Origin of the sequence: Rhodococcus sp. 4CII (assembly GCF_014256275.1) — a bacterium.
Classification (GTDB): domain Bacteria; phylum Actinomycetota; class Actinomycetes; order Mycobacteriales; family Mycobacteriaceae; genus Rhodococcus_F; species Rhodococcus_F wratislaviensis_A.
The window spans coordinates 2,042,238-2,060,448 of the sequence record NZ_JACCFE010000002.1 but is presented as its reverse complement, the minus strand read 5'-3'; the positions used below and the strand labels follow the sequence as shown (position 1 = coordinate 2,060,448).

13 protein-coding genes and 1 pseudogene are annotated in these 18,211 nt (G+C 70.2%); 5 read left to right on the top strand and 9 right to left on the bottom strand.

What is annotated here, in order from left to right; all coding sequences use genetic code 11:
* Nucleotide 1: 1 nt before the first annotated feature.
* Nucleotides 2-757 (bottom strand): class I SAM-dependent methyltransferase, encoded by a 756-nt coding sequence (locus H0B43_RS10320; protein ID WP_185730027.1) that lies wholly within the window; start codon nt 755-757, stop codon nt 2-4.
* A 174-nt stretch (nt 758-931) separates the two neighbouring features.
* Here H0B43_RS10320 and H0B43_RS10315 point away from each other — a divergent pair, with 174 nt between their 5' ends.
* On the top strand, nt 932-2,152 hold the full coding sequence (locus tag H0B43_RS10315) for a glycosyltransferase family 4 protein (RefSeq protein WP_185728008.1): 1,221 nt from the start codon (nt 932-934) through the stop codon (nt 2,150-2,152).
* On the opposite strand, the gene H0B43_RS10310 is transcribed toward H0B43_RS10315, so the two are convergent.
* Nucleotides 2,093-3,814 carry a hypothetical protein gene (locus H0B43_RS10310; RefSeq protein WP_185728009.1) on the bottom strand — a complete coding sequence of 574 codons (1,722 nt, stop codon included), beginning with the start codon at nt 3,812-3,814 and terminating at the stop codon, nt 2,093-2,095. The two genes, H0B43_RS10315 and H0B43_RS10310, sit on opposite strands and share 60 nt — an antisense overlap.
* Nucleotides 3,815-3,877: 63 nt before the next feature.
* Here H0B43_RS10310 and H0B43_RS10305 point away from each other — a divergent pair, with 63 nt between their 5' ends.
* Nucleotides 3,878-5,077 (top strand): polysaccharide biosynthesis protein, encoded by a 1,200-nt coding sequence (locus tag H0B43_RS10305; RefSeq protein ID WP_185728010.1) that lies wholly within the window; start codon nt 3,878-3,880, stop codon nt 5,075-5,077.
* 138 nt (nt 5,078-5,215) lie between these two features.
* On the opposite strand, the gene H0B43_RS10300 is transcribed toward H0B43_RS10305, so the two are convergent.
* Nucleotides 5,216-6,373, bottom strand: coding sequence for a DUF3068 domain-containing protein (locus H0B43_RS10300; protein ID WP_185728011.1), 1,158 nt, complete (start codon nt 6,371-6,373; stop codon nt 5,216-5,218).
* 220 nt (nt 6,374-6,593) lie between these two features.
* On the opposite strand from H0B43_RS10300, the pseudogene H0B43_RS10295 reads away from it, so the two are divergent.
* Nucleotides 6,594-7,604 (top strand): annotated as a pseudogene (locus tag H0B43_RS10295) (acyltransferase family protein); the annotation flags it as partial.
* Between the two features lie 68 nt (nt 7,605-7,672).
* Here the strand turns inward: H0B43_RS10295 and H0B43_RS42815 are convergent.
* The 4 genes from H0B43_RS42815 to H0B43_RS10275 form a co-directional block, all read right to left on the bottom strand.
* Nucleotides 7,673-11,974 carry a DUF3367 domain-containing protein gene (locus tag H0B43_RS42815; RefSeq protein WP_185728012.1) on the bottom strand — a complete coding sequence of 1,434 codons (4,302 nt, stop codon included), beginning with the start codon at nt 11,972-11,974 and terminating at the stop codon, nt 7,673-7,675.
* Nucleotides 11,975-12,020: 46 nt separating this feature from the next.
* On the bottom strand, nt 12,021-12,194 hold the full coding sequence (locus H0B43_RS10285) for a DUF2613 domain-containing protein (RefSeq protein WP_005258546.1): 174 nt from the start codon (nt 12,192-12,194) through the stop codon (nt 12,021-12,023).
* A 127-nt stretch (nt 12,195-12,321) separates the two neighbouring features.
* Nucleotides 12,322-13,413, bottom strand: coding sequence for an isochorismate synthase MenF (locus H0B43_RS10280; RefSeq protein WP_185728013.1), 1,092 nt, complete (start codon nt 13,411-13,413; stop codon nt 12,322-12,324).
* A 30-nt stretch (nt 13,414-13,443) separates the two neighbouring features.
* Nucleotides 13,444-13,911: a universal stress protein gene (locus H0B43_RS10275; protein WP_185730028.1), complete on the bottom strand. Its 468-nt coding sequence runs from the start codon at nt 13,909-13,911 to the stop codon at nt 13,444-13,446.
* Nucleotides 13,912-14,029: 118 nt separating this feature from the next.
* Here H0B43_RS10275 and H0B43_RS10270 point away from each other — a divergent pair, with 118 nt between their 5' ends.
* Nucleotides 14,030-15,220 carry a glycoside hydrolase family 3 N-terminal domain-containing protein gene (locus H0B43_RS10270; RefSeq protein ID WP_185728014.1) on the top strand — a complete coding sequence of 397 codons (1,191 nt, stop codon included), beginning with the start codon at nt 14,030-14,032 and terminating at the stop codon, nt 15,218-15,220.
* 103 nt (nt 15,221-15,323) lie between these two features.
* Nucleotides 15,324-15,923, top strand: a complete 600-nt coding sequence (locus H0B43_RS10265) for a TetR/AcrR family transcriptional regulator (protein ID WP_185728015.1) — start codon at nt 15,324-15,326, stop codon at nt 15,921-15,923.
* A 54-nt stretch (nt 15,924-15,977) separates the two neighbouring features.
* Here H0B43_RS10265 and H0B43_RS10260 read toward each other — a convergent pair whose 3' ends face one another.
* Together H0B43_RS10260 and H0B43_RS10255 are read right to left on the bottom strand one after the other, a co-directional pair.
* A complete protein-coding gene (locus H0B43_RS10260; RefSeq protein ID WP_185728016.1) occupies nt 15,978-16,841 on the bottom strand; it encodes a MaoC/PaaZ C-terminal domain-containing protein in 864 nt (287 codons plus the stop codon).
* Nucleotides 16,841-18,187 carry a 3-oxoacyl-ACP reductase gene (locus H0B43_RS10255; RefSeq protein WP_185728017.1) on the bottom strand — a complete coding sequence of 449 codons (1,347 nt, stop codon included), beginning with the start codon at nt 18,185-18,187 and terminating at the stop codon, nt 16,841-16,843. Before H0B43_RS10255 ends, H0B43_RS10260 begins: the two co-directional genes overlap by 1 nt.
* Nucleotides 18,188-18,211 lie beyond the last annotated feature (24 nt).

The following is an 18,211-nucleotide window of genomic DNA, read 5'->3' as shown; positions in this document are numbered from 1 at the left end:
GTCAGTTCTTCCGCATCACGAGGACGAGGTTGCTCACCAGGAACTCCCGCAGTCCGGGGACGCGCACCAACCACCATGCCCACCGCGGGTGGTAGCGGGGGAAGGCCGCCAGGAACTCCGCGCCCCGGGTGTGCCGCGCCCACCGAAGCCCGTCGGTCGCACCCACTTTGAACAGGGAGACCCCGAATCGGTTCTTGGGCTCGCGGCCGTTCTTCCGCAGGTACCGGCGTGCGGCGTACTCGCCGCCCAGTGCATGCCACGGTCCGGTCTCGTGCCCGCCGAACGGTCCCCACCACAGCGTGTAGGACAGCACGATCAGGCCGCCGGGTTTCGTCACCCGGACCATCTCGTCCGCCATTGCCCACGGTTCGCTGACGTGCTCGGCGACATTGGAGGAGAAGCAGATGTCCACGGACGACGTCCGGAACGGCAGTGCCAGCCCCGACCCGCGGACCGCGCCGCCCACGGCCAGGCCCGCGGCATGCATCTCGGACGGATCCGGTTCCACGGGGACGTACCGGGCGCCGGCCTGCTGGAACACGTCCGCGAAATAGCCGGGTCCGCCGCCGACGTCCAGCACCGTCGTTCCGGTGAGGTCCGAGTCGGTGAGACCGCCGTACAGGTCGCCGATCAGTTCGACGGAGTCGCGGGCGAGGGCGCCGTAGAACAGGTCGGGCGCGGTCTGTTCGTGCCGGAAGTCGCTGAGCAGGCCGAACGACCGCTTCAGGGTTGCCCGTCGACCGAATCGCCGGGTCACGGGAGGCGTCGTCACGAGACTGAACCTTAGCGAGTGCGGCCGCCGGGGCCGCAATCCGTTCGCGGTGGCTGCAACATCCGATTGAATGCGACCGATAGGGTGTTCGGGGACTACCGCACGGAACGTCCCGCCCCGAGACCACATGTACCGCACCGACCACAGGAGTATATGAACGTGCGAGAGGTTCTGCTGCTCTGCTGGCGCGACACCGGTCACCCGCAGGGTGGCGGCAGTGAGCGGTACCTCGAGGAGGTCGGCGCCCAGCTCGCGGCGCGGGGAATCAAGGTCACCCTCCGCACGGCCGGTTACCGCGGCGCCGCCAAGCGGGAGACCGTTCACGGCATCGAGATCAGCCGGGCAGGCGGACGGTACAGCGTGTATCCCCGCGCCCTCGCCGCGATCGCCGCGGGCCGGCTCGGGTTCGGCCCACTGCGCGGCATCCGGCCCGACGCCGTCATCGACACCCAGAACGGCATCCCGTTCTTCTCCCGCGTCGTCGCCGGCGCACCGGTGACGCTGCTCGTCCACCACTGCCACCGCGAGCAGTGGCCCGTGGCCGGCCGCCTGATGGGCAAGATCGGCTGGTGGGTGGAATCCCGGCTGTCGCCGCGCACGCACCGGGACGACCAGTACCTCACCGTGTCGCTGCCGTCCGCCGACGAACTCGTCGAGCTCGGCGTGGAACGCGAACGGATTGCGGTGGTGCGCAACGGAGCCGACGACATCCCTCCCGGTGTCGCGGTCGGCGGCACCGGCACCCGGACCGCGCACCCGAGCGTGTGCGTCCTGTCCCGGCTGGTGCCACACAAGCAGATCGAGGACGCCCTCCAGGCGGTCGCCGCCCTGCGCCCCACCGTCGCCGACGTGCACCTCGACGTCATCGGCGGCGGCTGGTGGGAGCAGAATCTCCGCGACCGCGCGCACGAACTGGGCATCGGCGACGCCGTCACGTTCCACGGGCACGTCGACGAGGCGCGCAAGCACCGGTTGCTGTCGCAATCGTGGGTGCACGTGATGCCGTCCCGCAAGGAAGGCTGGGGTCTCGCCGTCATCGAGGCCGCGCAGCACGGGGTCCCGACCGTCGGCTACCGCAGCTCCAAGGGTCTGACCGATTCGATCGTCGACGGTGTGACCGGGATTCTGGTCGGCAGCGCGGAGGCGGCTACAGCGGACGTCGGTGAACTGACCGCGGCCGTCCACACCCTCCTGCTCGACCCCGAGACCCGTCTGGTGCTCGGCGAGAAGGCCCGCGTCCGGGCCGGCGAGTTCTCCTGGCGGCACACCGGGAACGGCGTCCACGAGGTGCTGGCGGGTACCGCCGCGGGTCTGCGTACGTCAGGGCTGGTGTCGCCGGCGCTGGCGCGCCCGGGCCTCGAACACGCCCGCGCCGAGTAGCCCGCCTGCCAGCAGCAGCGCCCACAGCACGTGGGCCGCGATCACCGCGTCCCGCGCCCGGTCGGACGCCTCGTGCGGTGCGACGTCGCCGTCGACGCGGTACAACTCCAGATGCTCGTCCGAGAACCGTCGTTCCAGTCCGGTCAGGGTGCTCGCGGATTCGCCCCGCGGTCCGGGCGTGTCGCGCTCGACCAGCACCCACCGGACACCGAGCGACGCGAGATCCGCGGCGGAACCGCCGGTGAGCAGCACCCGTTCGACCTGCTGCGCGCGGGACCCCTCGCCCTTCACCGTGCCGCCGGCCACCACCAGTTCGCCGGTCTGCAGGACGTCCGCGGGCAGCCACCGCGGGGCGGGGTCCAGGACGGGCGCGGAACTGCTGTAGGGGAATTTCCGGAACATGCCGCTGGGCAGCACGGCGACGTCCCCGCTGTTCGGGTCGTGCTCCACCTCGGCGGCAACCTGCTGCCACGACTGCGGATAGTGGACCGGGCGCAGCGCGCCCCCCACTCCCCACGCCAGGTCGGGCAGGGCCAGCAGCACGATCAGGACCGCCGAGACGGACCAGGTGGCGGGCCGTCGCAGCACCGCGGCCGCGGCGGCGAGCGCGTACAGCGGCGCCGCCAGTGCCACCCACTTCTGCGCGTCCCGGAGCAGCCCCGCGCCGGGGACGTTCTGGACCAGCCAACGGCCGCCGTCGAGACCCCACGCTGTGGCCCCGAGGGTGGGCAGCAGCACCGCGACCAGCGCGAGAGCCGACAGCGCGGCCACCACGGGATGCCGGCGTCGCCGCCAGAGCGCGGGCAGACCGAGGACGACGACCCCCAGCAGCAGGGCCGTGCCGACGAGCGCGAACAGCGACGTGCGGGTTTGTGGGACCGCGGTCTCGTTCCACACCCCGCCGAGTCCGGCGAGGCTGCCGAGTGTCGCCAGCCCCGGCTCCGCCCGCGCCGCGAACGCCGCGACCCCCGCGGGATCGGAGCCGTCCCCACCGCCGCCCGACAGGGCCGTGGCGACCAGCCACGGCGCGCTCGCGACGACGAACAGGCCCAGCGCGGCGGCGACGCGGAGCAACACCGCGGGTCGTCCGCCGGGGAGCGCGAGGACGGCCAGCGCCGTCACCGTCGCGAGCAACACGCCGGTGGGTGTCAGCCCGGCAGCGGCGAGGCAGGCCGCGAGGGCGAACCAGCCCTGCCGGTGACCCCGTCGAATCGCGACCGCGGCACACACCGCCCACGGCAGCGCCGCGTACCCCGTCAGCAGACTCCAGTGACCCTGCAGCAGCCGCTCCGCGACATACGGGTTCCACAGCGTCACGGTCGCGGCCACGAGCTGCGGTCCGAGCCCGGCGGTCGGCAGGACGGTGCGGACCATCCGGGCCGCACCCCATCCCGCCGCCCACAGCGCGAGCACCAGGATCGCCTTCACCACCAGGCCGCCGTCCACGACGTCGCTCAGCGTCGCGAGTAGAGCGTCCTGTGGCACGGCCCGTGCGGCGGCGTCCGTGAGTCCGAGCGCGGAATCCGTCAGGAAGGAGCGGGGGGTGCTGACCGCGTCCCGCAGCAGCAGATAGCCGGGACCGAGCAGCGGTCCGAGGATCAGCAACGCCGGCACGAGACTGTAGACCGCTGCGACGAACGATGCTCGGCGCCGGGCGGTCATGGGCCGTCACGATACGTGGTGCATCGACCCGGCTCGCACGGCACGTAGTGCATCATGGGGCCCATGCCACGCCAGACCCTCAGCAGCTCGGCGGTCGCCGGGGTGACGTTGGTGACGGCGGGCTCGATGGTCGCGAATATCGCGTCCTACCTGCTTGCCTGGGCGGCGAGTCGCTGGCTCGGCCCGGCCGGGTACGGGGAGTTCGCGAGTCTGCTGGCGGCTCAACTCGTCCTGGCCGTCCCCGCTCTCGCGCTGCAGACCGTCGTCGCCCGCGAGGTGGTCCGGGGCAAGGGCGCCCGCGCCGTCCGGCTGCTGGGGTACCGGTGCGCGGTGATCGTCGCGGTCGCGGCACTGGTGCTCGCCCCCGTCGTGTCGTGGGCCCTCGACACCGGCATGCTCGCCACGTTCTCGGCGTTGATCACGGCGCCCGTCCTGGTCCTGCTCGCCACCGAACAGGGACTGCTACAGGGCGCCGCCCGGTTCGGCCCGCTCAGCGTCGTCCTCGCGGGAGCCGGGATCGCGAAGGTCGTTCCCGCGGTCGTGGTGCTCGCCGTCGGTGGCGGACCGGGCCTCGCGCTCGCCGCCAGTGCGGTCGGCACCGGGCTGGTGGCCCTGTGCGCGCGACTGTTCGCCGATTCGGGGATCGCCGGAGAGTCGAGTACCCGGATCGGTGTCCCGGCCGTCCTGAAGGCGTCGCAGGTGCAGTTGGCGCTGATCGCGATGTCGTCGATGGACGTGGTGATCGCCCGCATCGTGCTCGGCAACGACGACGCCGGTCTCTACGCGCTGGGCGCCGTCGCGACGAAGGTCGCGTTCTGGTTGCCACAGGCCGTCGGAGTCGTGCTGTATCCGCGAATGGCGAACCCGGCGCACTCCGCGCAGGCCATCCGCTCCGCGCTCGCCGTCCTCGTCGGACTCGGCGCGGTCCTGGTGGCGGGAGTCGCGGTGGCCGCCCCCCTCGTCCCGCTCCTCGTCGGCGACGCGTACCGGCCGGTCCAGTCGCTGCTGTGGCTGTTCGCGCTGCACGGTGCGTGCCTCGCCGTCCTGCAGGGTGCCCTGCTCTCCGCCATCGCGGGGGAGCGGACGCACCTCGCCGTGATCGCCTGGATCGGCTTCGCCGTCGAGATGGCCGCCATGCTCGGCCTCGCGTCCACGATCGGGCAGCTCATCACGGTCGCCGTCACCGTGGCGTCGAGCACCGCACTGATCGTCAGCGTCCTCGCGGTCCGCAGCGCGCGACGTGATGCGCCGCGCCCGGTGTGACACTCGTTCCCTTCCACGAGCCGTCGGTGACATCGGGCGCCGCCACGCACAGCCCACCCCGGGTACGACGAAGGGGACCTCGGTGACGTACCGAGGTCCCCTTCGCGACCGGACTACGTGGCGTCCGGCTGTACTGCTCTACCGCTCGTCGTACCGCCGCGGATCTGCGACGGGAATCTCTTCCGTCTTGTCCGTGGTCCAGTCGTGCTGCTCCGTGGGAGCCTCCGACTTGTCGAGGTCGACGCCGTGGCGCCCACCACCGCTCTGCGGGTAGTCACCGCCGTCGGCAGGGGCGGGCTGCTTGCCCTTGCCGCCGCGCAGAGCCAGGAAGAGTCCGGCGATCAGTGCGATGACACCGAGGATGCCGGCGATGATCGGGACGGTGCGACCGAACGTGCTGATCTTGTCCATGCCGTCCTTCGCCTGCTGGACCTGGTACTCGATGGTCTGCTCGTTGAACGGCAGTTCCACCTTCAGGACGTCGACCTCCGGCTTGTCCTTGTTGCGGGCGTAGTACTGGTGCAGCTGCTCCTGGCCCTTGACGACGACACCGGTCTCGGGCTCGACCCACACGTCGCGCACGTTGGTGTACCAACGGGTCATCGTGACGGGGAGGGTGCCACCGGGGACGCCCCAGGTGTCTGCGGGCAGCGTCAGCTTGTTGGTGGGCGAGTTGACGACCTTCGACAGGTCGACGGGCGCGATCGTCTGGTTGTAGTGGTACACCTTCAGGCCGTTGATCTCCGTCTCCTCGACGAAGTCGATGTCCTGGGTGGCGCGCGCGTTCAGGTCGAAGTAGGGGTAGCTCTTCTTCTCCGAGTTGAACGGGAACTTGTACTGCAGTCCGTCGCGCGGAACTTCCTCGGCAGGCTGGTTGGGCTGCGTCTGGATGGTGCCCACCGGGTCGTTGGTCGGCATCGACGTCTTGCGGTCGACGGTGTTGCGGTCGACGATCGCGGACAGCAGTCCGGTGTCGCCCTGCTTGTCGGTGCGCCGCAGGGTCTGCCCCGCTTGGAGAGTGACGACGTCCGCGTTCGCGGGGTCCTCGGTGGTGACGTAACGCTGTGACACCAGTGGAACGTTCGTGTTGACTTCGGCCTTGCCTGCGAGGAGAGCCTGCGAGTTGAGCACGCTGCCGGAACCTTCGGCGATCGTGGTCACTTCGAGGTCCAAGGGCGTCTTCTCCAGCTTGCCCACCGTGTAGGTGGGAATGAGAATGGCGACGGCCAAGAGGAAGGCACCGAGGCCCACCAGAATGCAAGCAAGTATCCGGCTCGGCCCTGAGCGCTCCGCCATGCTTTCTCTCCTAACCCAAATCTGTCGATTGAGATTCCCCCACCGGCAGCACGGCTGCACGGATCGCATGGAGCCCACATCGACACCACGTGAGGCAAAACACTAACAGTCTCGAATGCGCATTTGCCCCATCGGATAGTAAACGCACCGGCCGTTCAGCGGCGAAGTGACCGGGGCGGAGTTTTCCGTCACAGGGCCGTCACCAGGCACACTGTTCGTGATGAGCACTTCGGTCAGCACCTCGCCGGCGCCTGCGGCGCCCAGCACCCCTCGGGGTTTCATTCCCGCACTCGAGGGGATGCGCGGTCTCGCGGCGCTGGGCGTGCTCGTGACGCACGTGGCGTTCCAGACGGGTGCGACGCACGTGCCCGTCCTCGGCCGCATCTGGGGACGATTCGATCTGGCGGTGGCGGTCTTCTTCGCGCTGTCGGGATTCCTGTTGTGGCGCAGCCACGCCGGGGCGGCGCGGGGAATGGGTCCCGCGCAGGGGGTGATCCGGTACTGGATCTCGCGGGCGACGCGCATCCTGCCGGCGTACTGGGTCGCGGTCGCCGTGGTGCTGACGTTCCTGCCCACCGCGCACGCGAGTTACCGCACCTGGTGGGCGAATCTCGGTCTCGTCCAAGTCTTCGTGCCCCTCACTCTCACCGACGGTCTGACGCAGATGTGGAGTTTGTCGGTGGAGGTGGCGTTCTACCTGGTGCTGCCGTTGCTGGCCTTCGCGCTGGTCCGGTTGCGGGGTCCGGCTGCGCGGCTGCGTCTTCCGGTGATCCTGGCCCTGATCACGGCAAGTCTGGCGTGGGCGTTCGTGCCGATCCCGACACCGGGTGGCATCCATCACGACAACTGGCTGCCCGGCTACCTGCCCTGGTTCGGAGCCGGGATGGTGCTGGCCGAACTGGCGGTGAGCCCGCCGGGGCGGATGCATCGCTGGGCGCGTCACCGCGTCCGGATGTTTCTCGTCGCGGCAGTGGCGTTCGCGCTCACGGCCACCGACCTGGCCGGCCCGGAGGGGCTGGTTCGTCCCGAACCGTGGCAGTACGCCGTCAAGATGGCACTCGGCGCGGTGATCAGCTTCGCGCTGATGGCCCCGCTGGTGCTGTCCGACTCGTCGAGTCACCGGTTCCTGGCGAGCCCGCCGGCGCTCGCCGTGGGGCGCTGGTCGTACGGCATCTTCATCTGGCACCTCGCGGTGCTGTCGATCGTCTTCCCGGTGTTCGGCCTGATCCCGTTCTCCGGCCACTTCGTCTACATCCTGTTCCTCACCACCGTGATGAGCGTCGCGGTCGCGTCGGCCAGCTACGCGCTGGTGGAGGAACCGGCCCGCCGCGCCGTCAAGCGCTGGGAGGCGCGCGCCAGGAGCGCCGACCGTCCGAACGGCAGCACGGCTAGCCCGGTCGCGACAAGTGCCAGCAGCAACGGGAACTGAACCAGGAACGAGTGACCCACGTATCCGCCGGGCGCACGCCACGGCCCGGTGGAGAGCATCGCCATGCCGAACATCGCCGACGCCCCGGCGACCCCGACCAATACCCGCGCGGTGGTCGCGGTTCCGCGCAGACGGACGAGACCGACCGCCAGAAGCGTCACCACGGCCGTCGTCGCGGCACCGACGGGACCGCCGATCACGGTGGCGGCAGCGAGGACTCCCAGCCACCCGACCGTCGCGCTGCCCCAGGTCCGGGGGGCCGGGCCGGGATCGCGCTCGCGCCCGCGGCGGGGCCACAATGCGGCGGCGGCGAGGGGGATCAGCAGGAGCAGGCCCCCGAAGATGCCCAGTCGATACCAGTGGTCGGTGGGGAAGTCGAGCGTCACCGTCCCCTCAATTCCTGCGGGCACGATCCAGCCCTGCTGCCAGCCGTCGACGACGATCGGAGTCAGCTCACTGCCGTCCGGTGCGGTCGCGACCCAGCCGACGTTCGTGCTCTCGGGGACGACGACGATCCGGTCCGCGTCAGAATGCGGCACCGTGAGTTCGCGGTGGTTCTCCGTCCATGCAGTGGTCGACACCTGCGCGGTCGGAACCGGCGGCGACGGGGCGCCGGCGTTCAGGCGGAGGCTGTCGACGAAGAACGCCGACCCGGGGGCGACGGCCACGTCCTGGGCTCCGGCTCCCAGCGGAACCGGGCCGGGGGTGTCGCACACGGTCGCGGGAACCGGTTCGCCGGAAAGCAATTGCCCGACCGTTGCCGTCACACTCGTCCGAACGGGCTGTCCGCCGATCGTCACGACCGGGCCCTCCTCGCAGGGCACGGTGACGGTGCGCGCGCCCGCGTCGTCGACGGGACCCGAACCGGGCAGCAGGTCGCCGTCCGCGCCCAGCACACCGACCTCGGCGAGTCCGGCGGGTTGTAACTGGGCGAATCCCAGCGCGTTCTGGTCGAGGGTGCTCTTCCAGGACACGAGGCTGAGCACGATCCGGTCGGTCACCCGGGGTTCGAGCGCGACGGTGCCGTCGTCGTCCACGTCGCGCACCTGCGGTCCGTTTCCGAGGTCGACGGCGACCCGGTCGGGAGCGGCGGGCACGGCGCCGAGGCTGGGGGTCAGGTGCAGGCCGGTGACGAGCGTGGGTTCGGGTAGGTCGATCGTCAGGGTGGGTTTCGCACCCTTGCCGGTGGTGGTGTCCTGCATCGCGAACCAGCTGGTGCGCGGATCGTTGTCGGTGGCGGCGAACGCCGACCCGCGCAGGTCGGCGATGTTACTGGTGCCGTGCGCGGACGGCCGGTCCCGTTGGGTGAGAAGCTCTTCCAGCGGTGCGCCATGACGCGCGCGGAGCATGAGCTGTGGTGTGACGGCGGTGGGCTCGGGCACCGACAGCGTTCGCTCGAACGCCCCGACCTCCTCGGGCGGCAGGACGAAGGCGTTGCTGCACCGCACCCGGTCGGGCGCCTCCGCGCAGGCATTGCGGCCGGGCAGTTCCTGGCTGAGATCCCAGCCCGAGACGGTTGCGCCCTCGGGCGTGGGCGGCAGCACGGTCCGGTACCGGATCGGCACGGTGACGGGGGCGTCGCGCTGCGAGAAGTCCTCGACGGACACCTCGCTGATCCCGAACTGCGTTCCCGCGGAACCGTTCTCGGTGCGGGTGGCAGTGATCCGCACCCACGGGGTGACGCCGCCCGGGACGGACACGGCGATCGGCTTGCCCGGTGCGTCGACCTTCACGGCGGTGCTGCCGTTGGGCGTCGACACCTCCATCCAGCGGACGGGCGCGCCGATCGCGGCCGGGCTCGTCGTGATGTGCAGCAGCGAACTGGTGAGCGGGGTGTCGAAATCGATCTGGAGCCACTGACCCAGCGCCCGCTCGATGCCGTTGCTGAACCAGCCCGTCGCCGGATCCCCGTCGACGGTCGCGGCGGGACTGCTGGCGGGGGAGGCGCCGCCGAGTTGGGTGGCGTCGGACGCCGCACTCGACACGCTCAGCGTCGCGCCCTCCCACTGCCCCTCCACCAGCGGGGTGTCCGCTACCGGATAGTCGGGGACGAGGTTGAAGGTGCGGCGCGCGTCGTCCGGGGTGCGCAGCGCCGAACTGTGGTTGTCCACCTGGCCGTAGTCGGTTTCGCGGTCCCGGGGGGTGTCCGTGACCGTGACGTCGTCGACCGGAAGTCCGGCGCGCTTCGCATCCGCGGCCAGCAGGACGGGCCCGGCTCCGGGCAGGGCACCGTTCTCGCGAAGGCGTTGCAGCGATTCCGGGCCGCCCTGCACGCGGGGGACGCCGTCGAGGTTCGCCGTGTACGGCCCGCTCGTCGTCGGCGAGCCGTCCGGCATCGACACCGCGTAGATCTCGATCGCCGGATACCGGGGCCGCAGGTCGCTGTCGATCACCAGTCCCTCGACGTCGCCGGGACCGATGTCCTCACCGAACTCCGCCACCTGCGTGAATCCGGGTGAGCCGGTGACGGCCTGGTGCGCGAGCAGCGGTCGCGTCGACCGTGACGTCTCGGGGTCGAGGTCGTTACGCAGGACGAGGTAGTGGATGCCCTGCCCGAGCAGGGTCCGCGCCATGCCGTCCGACGGGCGGCCGTCCGCGATCAACCGCTGGATCGAGTCCATCGCCCGGATGGTGCCGGGCGGGGTGAGTGGGACGGCGTCGCGGGACGCCCACGGTGTGGACGCCAGCGCCTGCAGGGGCTCGTCGCGGGTGAGGCCCCACAGCTGACTTCCGAACGGTGCGCCGGGCACCACGAGCGCCCGCTCGGCGTCGGACCCGTCGGGACTCGTGCCGCCGGCGTTGTCCTCGAGCCACGACGCGGCCTGCTGCCAGTAGTCCGGGACCTCGGAATACGTGCCCCGCGGCGCCAGCTTGCCCGTCCAGGCCAGCGACGTCGCGAGGGTGAGGGCGACCAGCACGAGGCTCGTCACCGCAACCATCGGTTCGCGTTCGGGGTGGGCGAACGCGCTGCGCCACCGGGCGAGCGGGACGGAACCGGGCAGCGGCACCTTCGCGAGCAGGTGCGCGAGCCCGAGCACGAGCGGCAGCCGGACGAGTGGCTCGAGCTTGTGGACGTTCCGGAGGGGAGCCCCGCCGGAGTCCAGGAACAGTCGGACCTGCTCGGCGAACGGGGAACCCAGTTCACCGATGTATCCGGCGGCCAGTCCGGCGACGCCGACGAACAGGATCAGGGTGAGGCGGCCCCGGGCCGGCATCGAGCGCATGCACAGCCCGGCGAGTCCGGCGGCCGCGATCAGCCCGGTCGCGGCGACCGCGGCGGGCTGGGTCACCAGGACGGCGCCGGCAATGCGTTCGGGGGAGACGAACGGGGTCCAGCTGTCGGTCCCGCGGAGGATCTCCGCGAGCGACGTCCACTGGGTGGTCACCCCGGACGACTCGATGTAGTCGAGGAACGGCGGGCTGACCTTGCCGAGCAGTAGCAGCGGCACGATCCACCACAGCGTGGCCAGCGCCAGGAACGCAAACCACCACGCGGTGAACACCCACCACCGCCGGTTGGGCCGGTGCGAGATCCACCACAACCCGGCGACGAGGCACGCGGCCGCGGTCGCGACGGCGTTGACGGCACCCATCAATGCGACGGCCAGCGCCGACTGGGCGGCCAACCGGGCAGGTGAGTGCCATCGTGTGTCCCGGGACGCATTGCCACTCACGTGGGCGAGGGCGACGACCACGGGCAGGAGAACCCACGGCGCCAGCATCATCGGGAGCGTCTCCGACGAGATCGACCCCAGGGTGGTGAGGACACGGGGAGAGAAGGCGAACGCGACACCGGCGATGATGCGGGACGAGCGGCTACCGACGCCGATCGCCTCGGCGAGCCGGACGATGCCCCAGAATCCGGCGACGAGCAGCAGGGCCCACCACACGCGCTGGGTGATCCACGCCGGGACGTTCAGGACGTCGCCGAGTGCGAAGAACGCGCCGTGCGGGAAGAAGTATCCGTAGGCCTGGTTCTGCACCTGGCCCATGGGGGCCTGGCTGCTCCACTGATGCGCGGCCCGCTGCAGGAACCCGATCGGGTTCTGGGACAGGTCGTATTTGGTGTCAGCGGCGAGCCGGCCGGGGGTTTGCAGGAACGCGAGAAGAAACGCTACGACAGAGGCGCCGAACAGCCACCGCCGTGAGAGAGGTTCCGCCGAGGGCGACATGGCCGCCGACTCGGGGAAGGTGCGGGAACGTGTCGAACCGGCGCTCTCAGCGGCTGCCGTACTCAACCTGGTTCAGGAGTGAGGAATCCGCGTTGCCGCTCCGGTCGATCTCGGGACGCGTGTTGTCCTGTGCGGCTGCGGTGATGCCGAGCGTCGCCACGGTGCCGAGAGCGACACCGACCACGGCGCTGACCACACCGGGCACAAGGAACTTCCCCATCAGACATCTCCCATTGTCGTGCCATCGACGCACACGGCTACTCCCGCGTACGAATTGCTCGGGTCAAGGTATCACCCAGAGGCCGCCGAACTGCTGATTGGTGCTCGGGCGCCGCTGTTTCTGCAGTTCACGGACCCTGCTGCACACCGAGTGCCCGGAGAAGGGTGCGCAGTTTCGTGGTCGTCTCGTCGAGTTCGGATTCCGGGTCGGATTCGGCGACGATCCCGCCGCCTGCCGTCGCCAGCGCCTCGCGGCCGTCCGCCGTGATCTCGGCGCACCGGATGGCCACCACCCAGTCGCCGTCACCGGCACCGTCGCACCACCCGACCGCGCCGCCGTAGAACCGTCGGTCGCCCTCGATGTCGCGGATGGTCGCCAGGGCGAGGTCGGTGGGCGTGCCGCACACCGCGGGGGTCGGATGCAGCCGGGTCGCGAGGCTCAACGCGCTGGTCGACGGATCGCGCAGCACCCCGTCGATGGGGGTCGCGAGGTGCCACACCTCGTGCGTGCTCGTCAGGACCGGAGTCTCCGGGACGGTCAGTTCGGTGCAGAGCGGGGTCAGGACGTCCTCGATCCACGCCGTGACGAAGGCGTGCTCGGCCAGATTCTTCGTGGACTCCAACAGGCCGCGGCCTTCCTTCTCGTCGGCCTCCGGATCGGCGCGACGAGGGGCGGTGCCGGCGAGGGGCCTGCAGGTGACGCGCCGTCCCCGGCGGCTGAGCAGCACCTCGGGGCTGGCACCGACCAGACTGTGCCCGCGGAAGGCGTCGCCGGCCGCGGACAGGTCGACCGCGAACCCGTTGGCGGTGGGGTTCTGCTGAATCATCCGTGCGGCCAACGCTTCTGGGGAGATGGGGGCGTCCGCGCGGAGGGTGACGCTGCGCGCGGCGACGACCTTGCCGAGAACTCCGCCGCGCAGGCGGTCGACGAGGGATCGCACCCGCGCCACGTGCTCGGCGGGTTCGGGGACCTCCGCTGTGAGGCGTACGGGCGGGAGGTCGGGAACGACGCCGGGCCGCCAGGGGCCGTCCGTGAATTCCCAGGAATCCGGCGCGCTCAGCGCGGCGGGGCGCTCGGGGTCGAATGGAAGCGCCCCGACGACGAGTTCGGTGTCACCGTGCGCGAGTGCGGCGACAGCGGCCGCCGCAGTGTCGTACCCGTGCCGCACGCCGGACGCGCGGAGCGTCCGGTCGGCGCGGGAGAGAAGGAAGCCGTCCATGGTGCACCCGACAGTAGTCGGGCGCCGTGGCTACTTCCCGGGAGGCACGATCAGCACGGGACGGTGGCTGTGACGCAGCACGTGGTCGGCGACGCTGCTCTGCAGCAGCGACCGCAGACCGGTGGTGCCGCGGGTTCCGGTGACGATGATGTCGACCGCGAGTTCGTCGGACGTCTCGACGATGGCCGTCCAGATCGTGCTGGTGCATTCGATGCAGCGACCCTCGGTGGCGAGCCCGGCCGCCTCCGCGAGTTCGACGCCCTCCGCGTTGGTCACCCGGGCGTCGGAGAACGCGACGTCCTCGGTTTCCTCGTCGGGGACCCACTCCGGCTGCATCACACCCGACAGCCCGGACATGCGCGCGGCCTGACGGACCATCGGCTCCCATACCGTCACCAGCACAGCGCGATTGGAGGCGAGGAAGCGACCCGCGCACTCGACCGCACGCTTGGCGTTGTCGGATCCGTCGTAGGCGATCAACATCAAACCACCGGGCACCACGACCTCCTGAGTACGGGTTTCCTCTGTGTCCAGATTACCAAGGAGGACGGCAGCGGTCCCTGATTCGGGGCCCGTCACGGGATCGTTGGTGGCGAACTGGGCTACCGTCGAACCCATGCGGATCAAGTATGCCCTCGCGCTCGCTGCCTGTACCGGCCTCGTCGCCGGATGCTCGTCGGGTGGTGGCGGGACGGTCGCGGAGTCGTCCTCGGCCACGTCGGCCCCGTCGTCCGCAGAACCGTCCTCCGCGGATCCGGCGTCGCACACGGGCACCGCGGCGCCCGCGGCCGCACCGGCGTCGTGCGAGACGCAGTTCCTGCAGTCGTTGCCGTTGCGGCGCAAGCTCGCTCAGCTGCTGAACGTGGGTGTCACCGGCACCGCGGACGCGGCGCAGGTGGTCCGTGCCGAGCAGGTCGGTGGCATCTTCATCGGCAGCTGGACCGACGAGACGATGCTCGCGAACCACGAGGTTCCCCAGGTCGCCTCGGCGTCGTCGCTGCCGCTGATGGTGACGATCGACGAAGAGGGCGGACGCGTGTCGCGCGTCGAGAACCTGCTCGGGGCCGATCCGTCCGCCCGGCAGACCGCCGCCACGATGACGGAGGAACAGACGTATCAGATGGCGCTCGAGCGCGGCCGCGGTCTGAAGGATCTCGGTGTCACCGTCAACTTCGCCCCCGACGTCGACGTGAGCAGCCAACCCGACGACAGCGTCATCGGCGACCGGTCCTACTCGAACGATCCGGCCGTCGTCACCCGCTACGCCGACGCCTATGCACGCGGAATGCGGGACGCCGGAATCCTGCCCGTGATCAAGCACTTCCCGGGCCACGGATCGGCGTCCGGCGACTCCCACACCGGGGCCGTCACCACCCCGCCGCTCGACCAGTTGCAGAACAAGGATCTCGTCCCGTTCCGGAACCTCGTGTCCACGGGTGTCGGCGTCATGCTCGGACACCTCGAGGTGCCGGGTCTGACGGCACCCGGAATCCCCGCCAGCATCAGCCCCGACGCGGTCGCACTGCTGCGCGGCGGCACCGGGTACGGGGCACCCCCGTTCGCCGGCCCCATCTTCACCGACGACCTCAGCGGCATGCAGGCGATCACCGACCGCTACGACATCACCGAGGCCGTCGAGACGGCGCTGGAGTCCGGTGTCGACGTCGCGCTGTGGCTCACCACCGACGATGTCCCGCGGGTGCTCGATCACCTCGAGGGCGCCGTCGCGTCGGGCGCACTGCCGCAGCAGCGCGTCGACGAGGCCGTCCTGACGGTCGCGCGGGCGAAGGGCGCCATTGCCTGCTAGTGCGCGGTCGGAAGACGGGTATTGGTATTCTTCTCGTCCGCCGGTCGGGCCCGCTTTATTACCGTAGAGTAAGATAGCGCGTTCGACGAATATTGGAGGACGAATGGCCGGCGGCACCAAGCGACTGCCGCGCGCAGTGCGCGAGCAGCAGATGCTCGACGCTGCCGTCGACGTCTTCTCCGACAGAGGTTTTCACGAGACGTCGATGGACGCGATCGCGGCCAAGGCGGAGATCTCGAAGCCGATGCTGTACCTCTACTACGGTTCCAAGGACGAACTGTTCGCGGCGTGCATCCAACGGGAGGGGCTGCGCTTCGTCGAGGCGCTCGCTCCGGCGGGAGATCCGGGGCTGAGCCCCCGTGAACAGCTGCGCCGGGCGCTCGAGGGTTTTCTCGGGTTCGTCGGCAAGCATCGTAAGTCGTGGATGGTGCTGTATCGCCAGGCGTTGGGGCAGCAGGCGTTCGTCGGTTCGGTGCAGTCCAGCCGAGACCGGCTGATCGAACTGACCGCGCACCTGCTCGAGTCCAGCACCAAAGATCCGGAACCGGGCCAGGATTTCGAACTGATCGCCATCGCCCTGGTCGGGGCGGGGGAGGCCGTCGCCGACCGCGTCGCCGGTGGGGAGATCGAGGTGGACGCCGCCGCCGACCTGCTGGAATCCCTGGCGTGGCGCGGCCTCGCGGGCAAGAAGAAGTCGGAGTGAATGTACCTTTCGACGCCTCGGTAGCGTCGAAAGGTACATTCGCCCCGGCATCAGCTACCGCAGCGTCGCGGTGAGGTGCGGATACCCCTTCTTCGGGTGCTTGATCGACAGATCCCAGCCGTCGGCGGTCTGATCGGCATACACGTTCAGCGTGGACGGCAGCAGGATCGGCTTGCCGAAACGCACGCTGTACGTGACGGCGTCCGGAATCCGGCCCTCCACCGTCCCGAGGACGGCGGCCGCACTCCACATGCCGTGCGCGATGGTCTTCGGGAACCCGAAGGCCTTGGCGCCCAACGACGACACATGAATCGGGTTGCGGTCACCGGACACCGCCGCGTACCTACTGATCGTCTTCTGATCGACCCGCATCGTCCGCAGCGGACGCGCCGGCTCCTCCTCGGCCTTGGGCTCCGGGCCGGGCTGACCGGACAGCGACGTCTTCTGCTGACGCAGGAACGTCGACGTCTGCCTCCACACCAGTTCCCGCCCGACCTTGATCTCGCTGACCACGTCGATCAGCAGTCCCTTGCGGTGTTCGCGCAGATTCTCCGCGTGCACCGACACGTCGAGGGGCTCGATCACCGAGATGGGCCGGAACTGTTCGATGACGTTCTCCGCGTGTACGGAACCGATGGCGGGGAAGGGAAACCCCTCGGACACCATCAGTTTCATCACGACGGGGAACACCAGCGTGAACGGGTACGTGAGCGGCAGGGTGTCGCCGAACCGCAGTCCGGTCACCCTGTCGTACGCCGCCAGGTTGTCGGGGTCGACGCGCACGCCGCTCAGAACCAGCGTCGTGTCCGGGGCGCTGTCCCCGCTCGCACCGACGACCGGCAGTGCGCTTCGCACGGCGCGGGCGTAGATGTCGAGCGTGCCCGGCTTCTCGGTGAGTTGCACGACCTTGCCGGACATCAGGCGCCCAGCAGACTCTGGCCGCAGACACGGACGATCTGCCCGGTGACGGCGTTCGACGCGGGACTCGCGAAGTAGGCGACGGTCTCCGCGACGTCGACGGTCTCGCCGCCCTGCAGCAGGGAACTCATGCGACGTCCGGCCTCACGGGTGGCGAAGGGGATCGCCGCCGTCATCGCGGTCTCGATGAAGCCCGGTGCCACAGCGTTGATCGTGATCTTCTTCTTCGCCAGCACCGGCGCGGAGGCCTGCACGAGTCCGATCACGCCCGCTTTGGAGGTGCCGTAGTTGGTCTGGCCACGGTTGCCCGCGATGCCGGCGATGGACGAGACGTCGATGACGCGGCCGCCCTCCTTCAGCGCGCCCTTGTCGACGAGGACGTCAGTGATGCGTTGCGGTGCAAGAAGGTTGACGCCGATCACCATGTTCCAGCGGCCCTCGTCCATGTTGGCGAGCGTCTTGTCACGGGTGATGCCGGCGTTGTGGACGATGATGTCTGCGCCGCCGTGCCGCTCGAGCACGAACTCGGCGAGCTTGTCGGCCGCGTCCGGAGCCGTCACGTCCAACGCGAGGGACGTGCCGCCCACCTTGTTGGCCGTCTCGGACAGCGCCTCGCCGGCAGCCGGGATGTCGGCGCAGATGACGTGCGCGCCGTCGCGGGAGAGGACCTCGGCGATGGTCGCGCCGATGCCGCGGGCGGCGCCGGTGACGACGGCGACCTTCCCGTCGAGCGGCTTGTCCCAGTCGGCGGGTGCGACGGAGCCCTCGTCGCCCACGCGGATCACCTGGCCGCTGACGAACGCGGACTTGGCCGACAGCAGGAAGCGGAGTGTCGATTCGAGACCCGACAGTCCGGCGGCGGCCTTCGGCGAGACGTAGACGAGCTGGGCCGTGGCGCCGCGCCTGACCTCCTTGCCGACGCTGCGGGTGAAACCCTCGAGCGCGCGCTGGGCGACGTGTTCGTCGACGCCCGACGTCTCCTCTGGGGTGGTTCCGAGGACGACGACGCGCGCGGACGGCGCGAGGTTACGGATGACTGGCTGGAAGAACTCGAACAGCTGCTCGAGTTCGGTGACCGAACCGATGCCGGTGGCGTCGAACACGAGGGCGCCGTAGCTGTCGTCGCCCGCTCCCGCGGCGGGGTAGTCGGACAGGAGTTCGCGCAGCGGTTCGACGAGGCGGCCCTTTCCGCCGATCAGGGCCGGCCCGGCGAGCGCCGGTTCGCCGTGCTTGTATCGCCGCAGGTTCTCGGGCCGCGGCAGTCCCGCCTTCGCGGCGATGAACGCGCCGGGTGCGGATGAGAGGAACTGGGAATAGAGGTCGGGAGCTCCCTTGCTGGCTGCCACGGTCCTACCTTCTGTCGTCGTTAG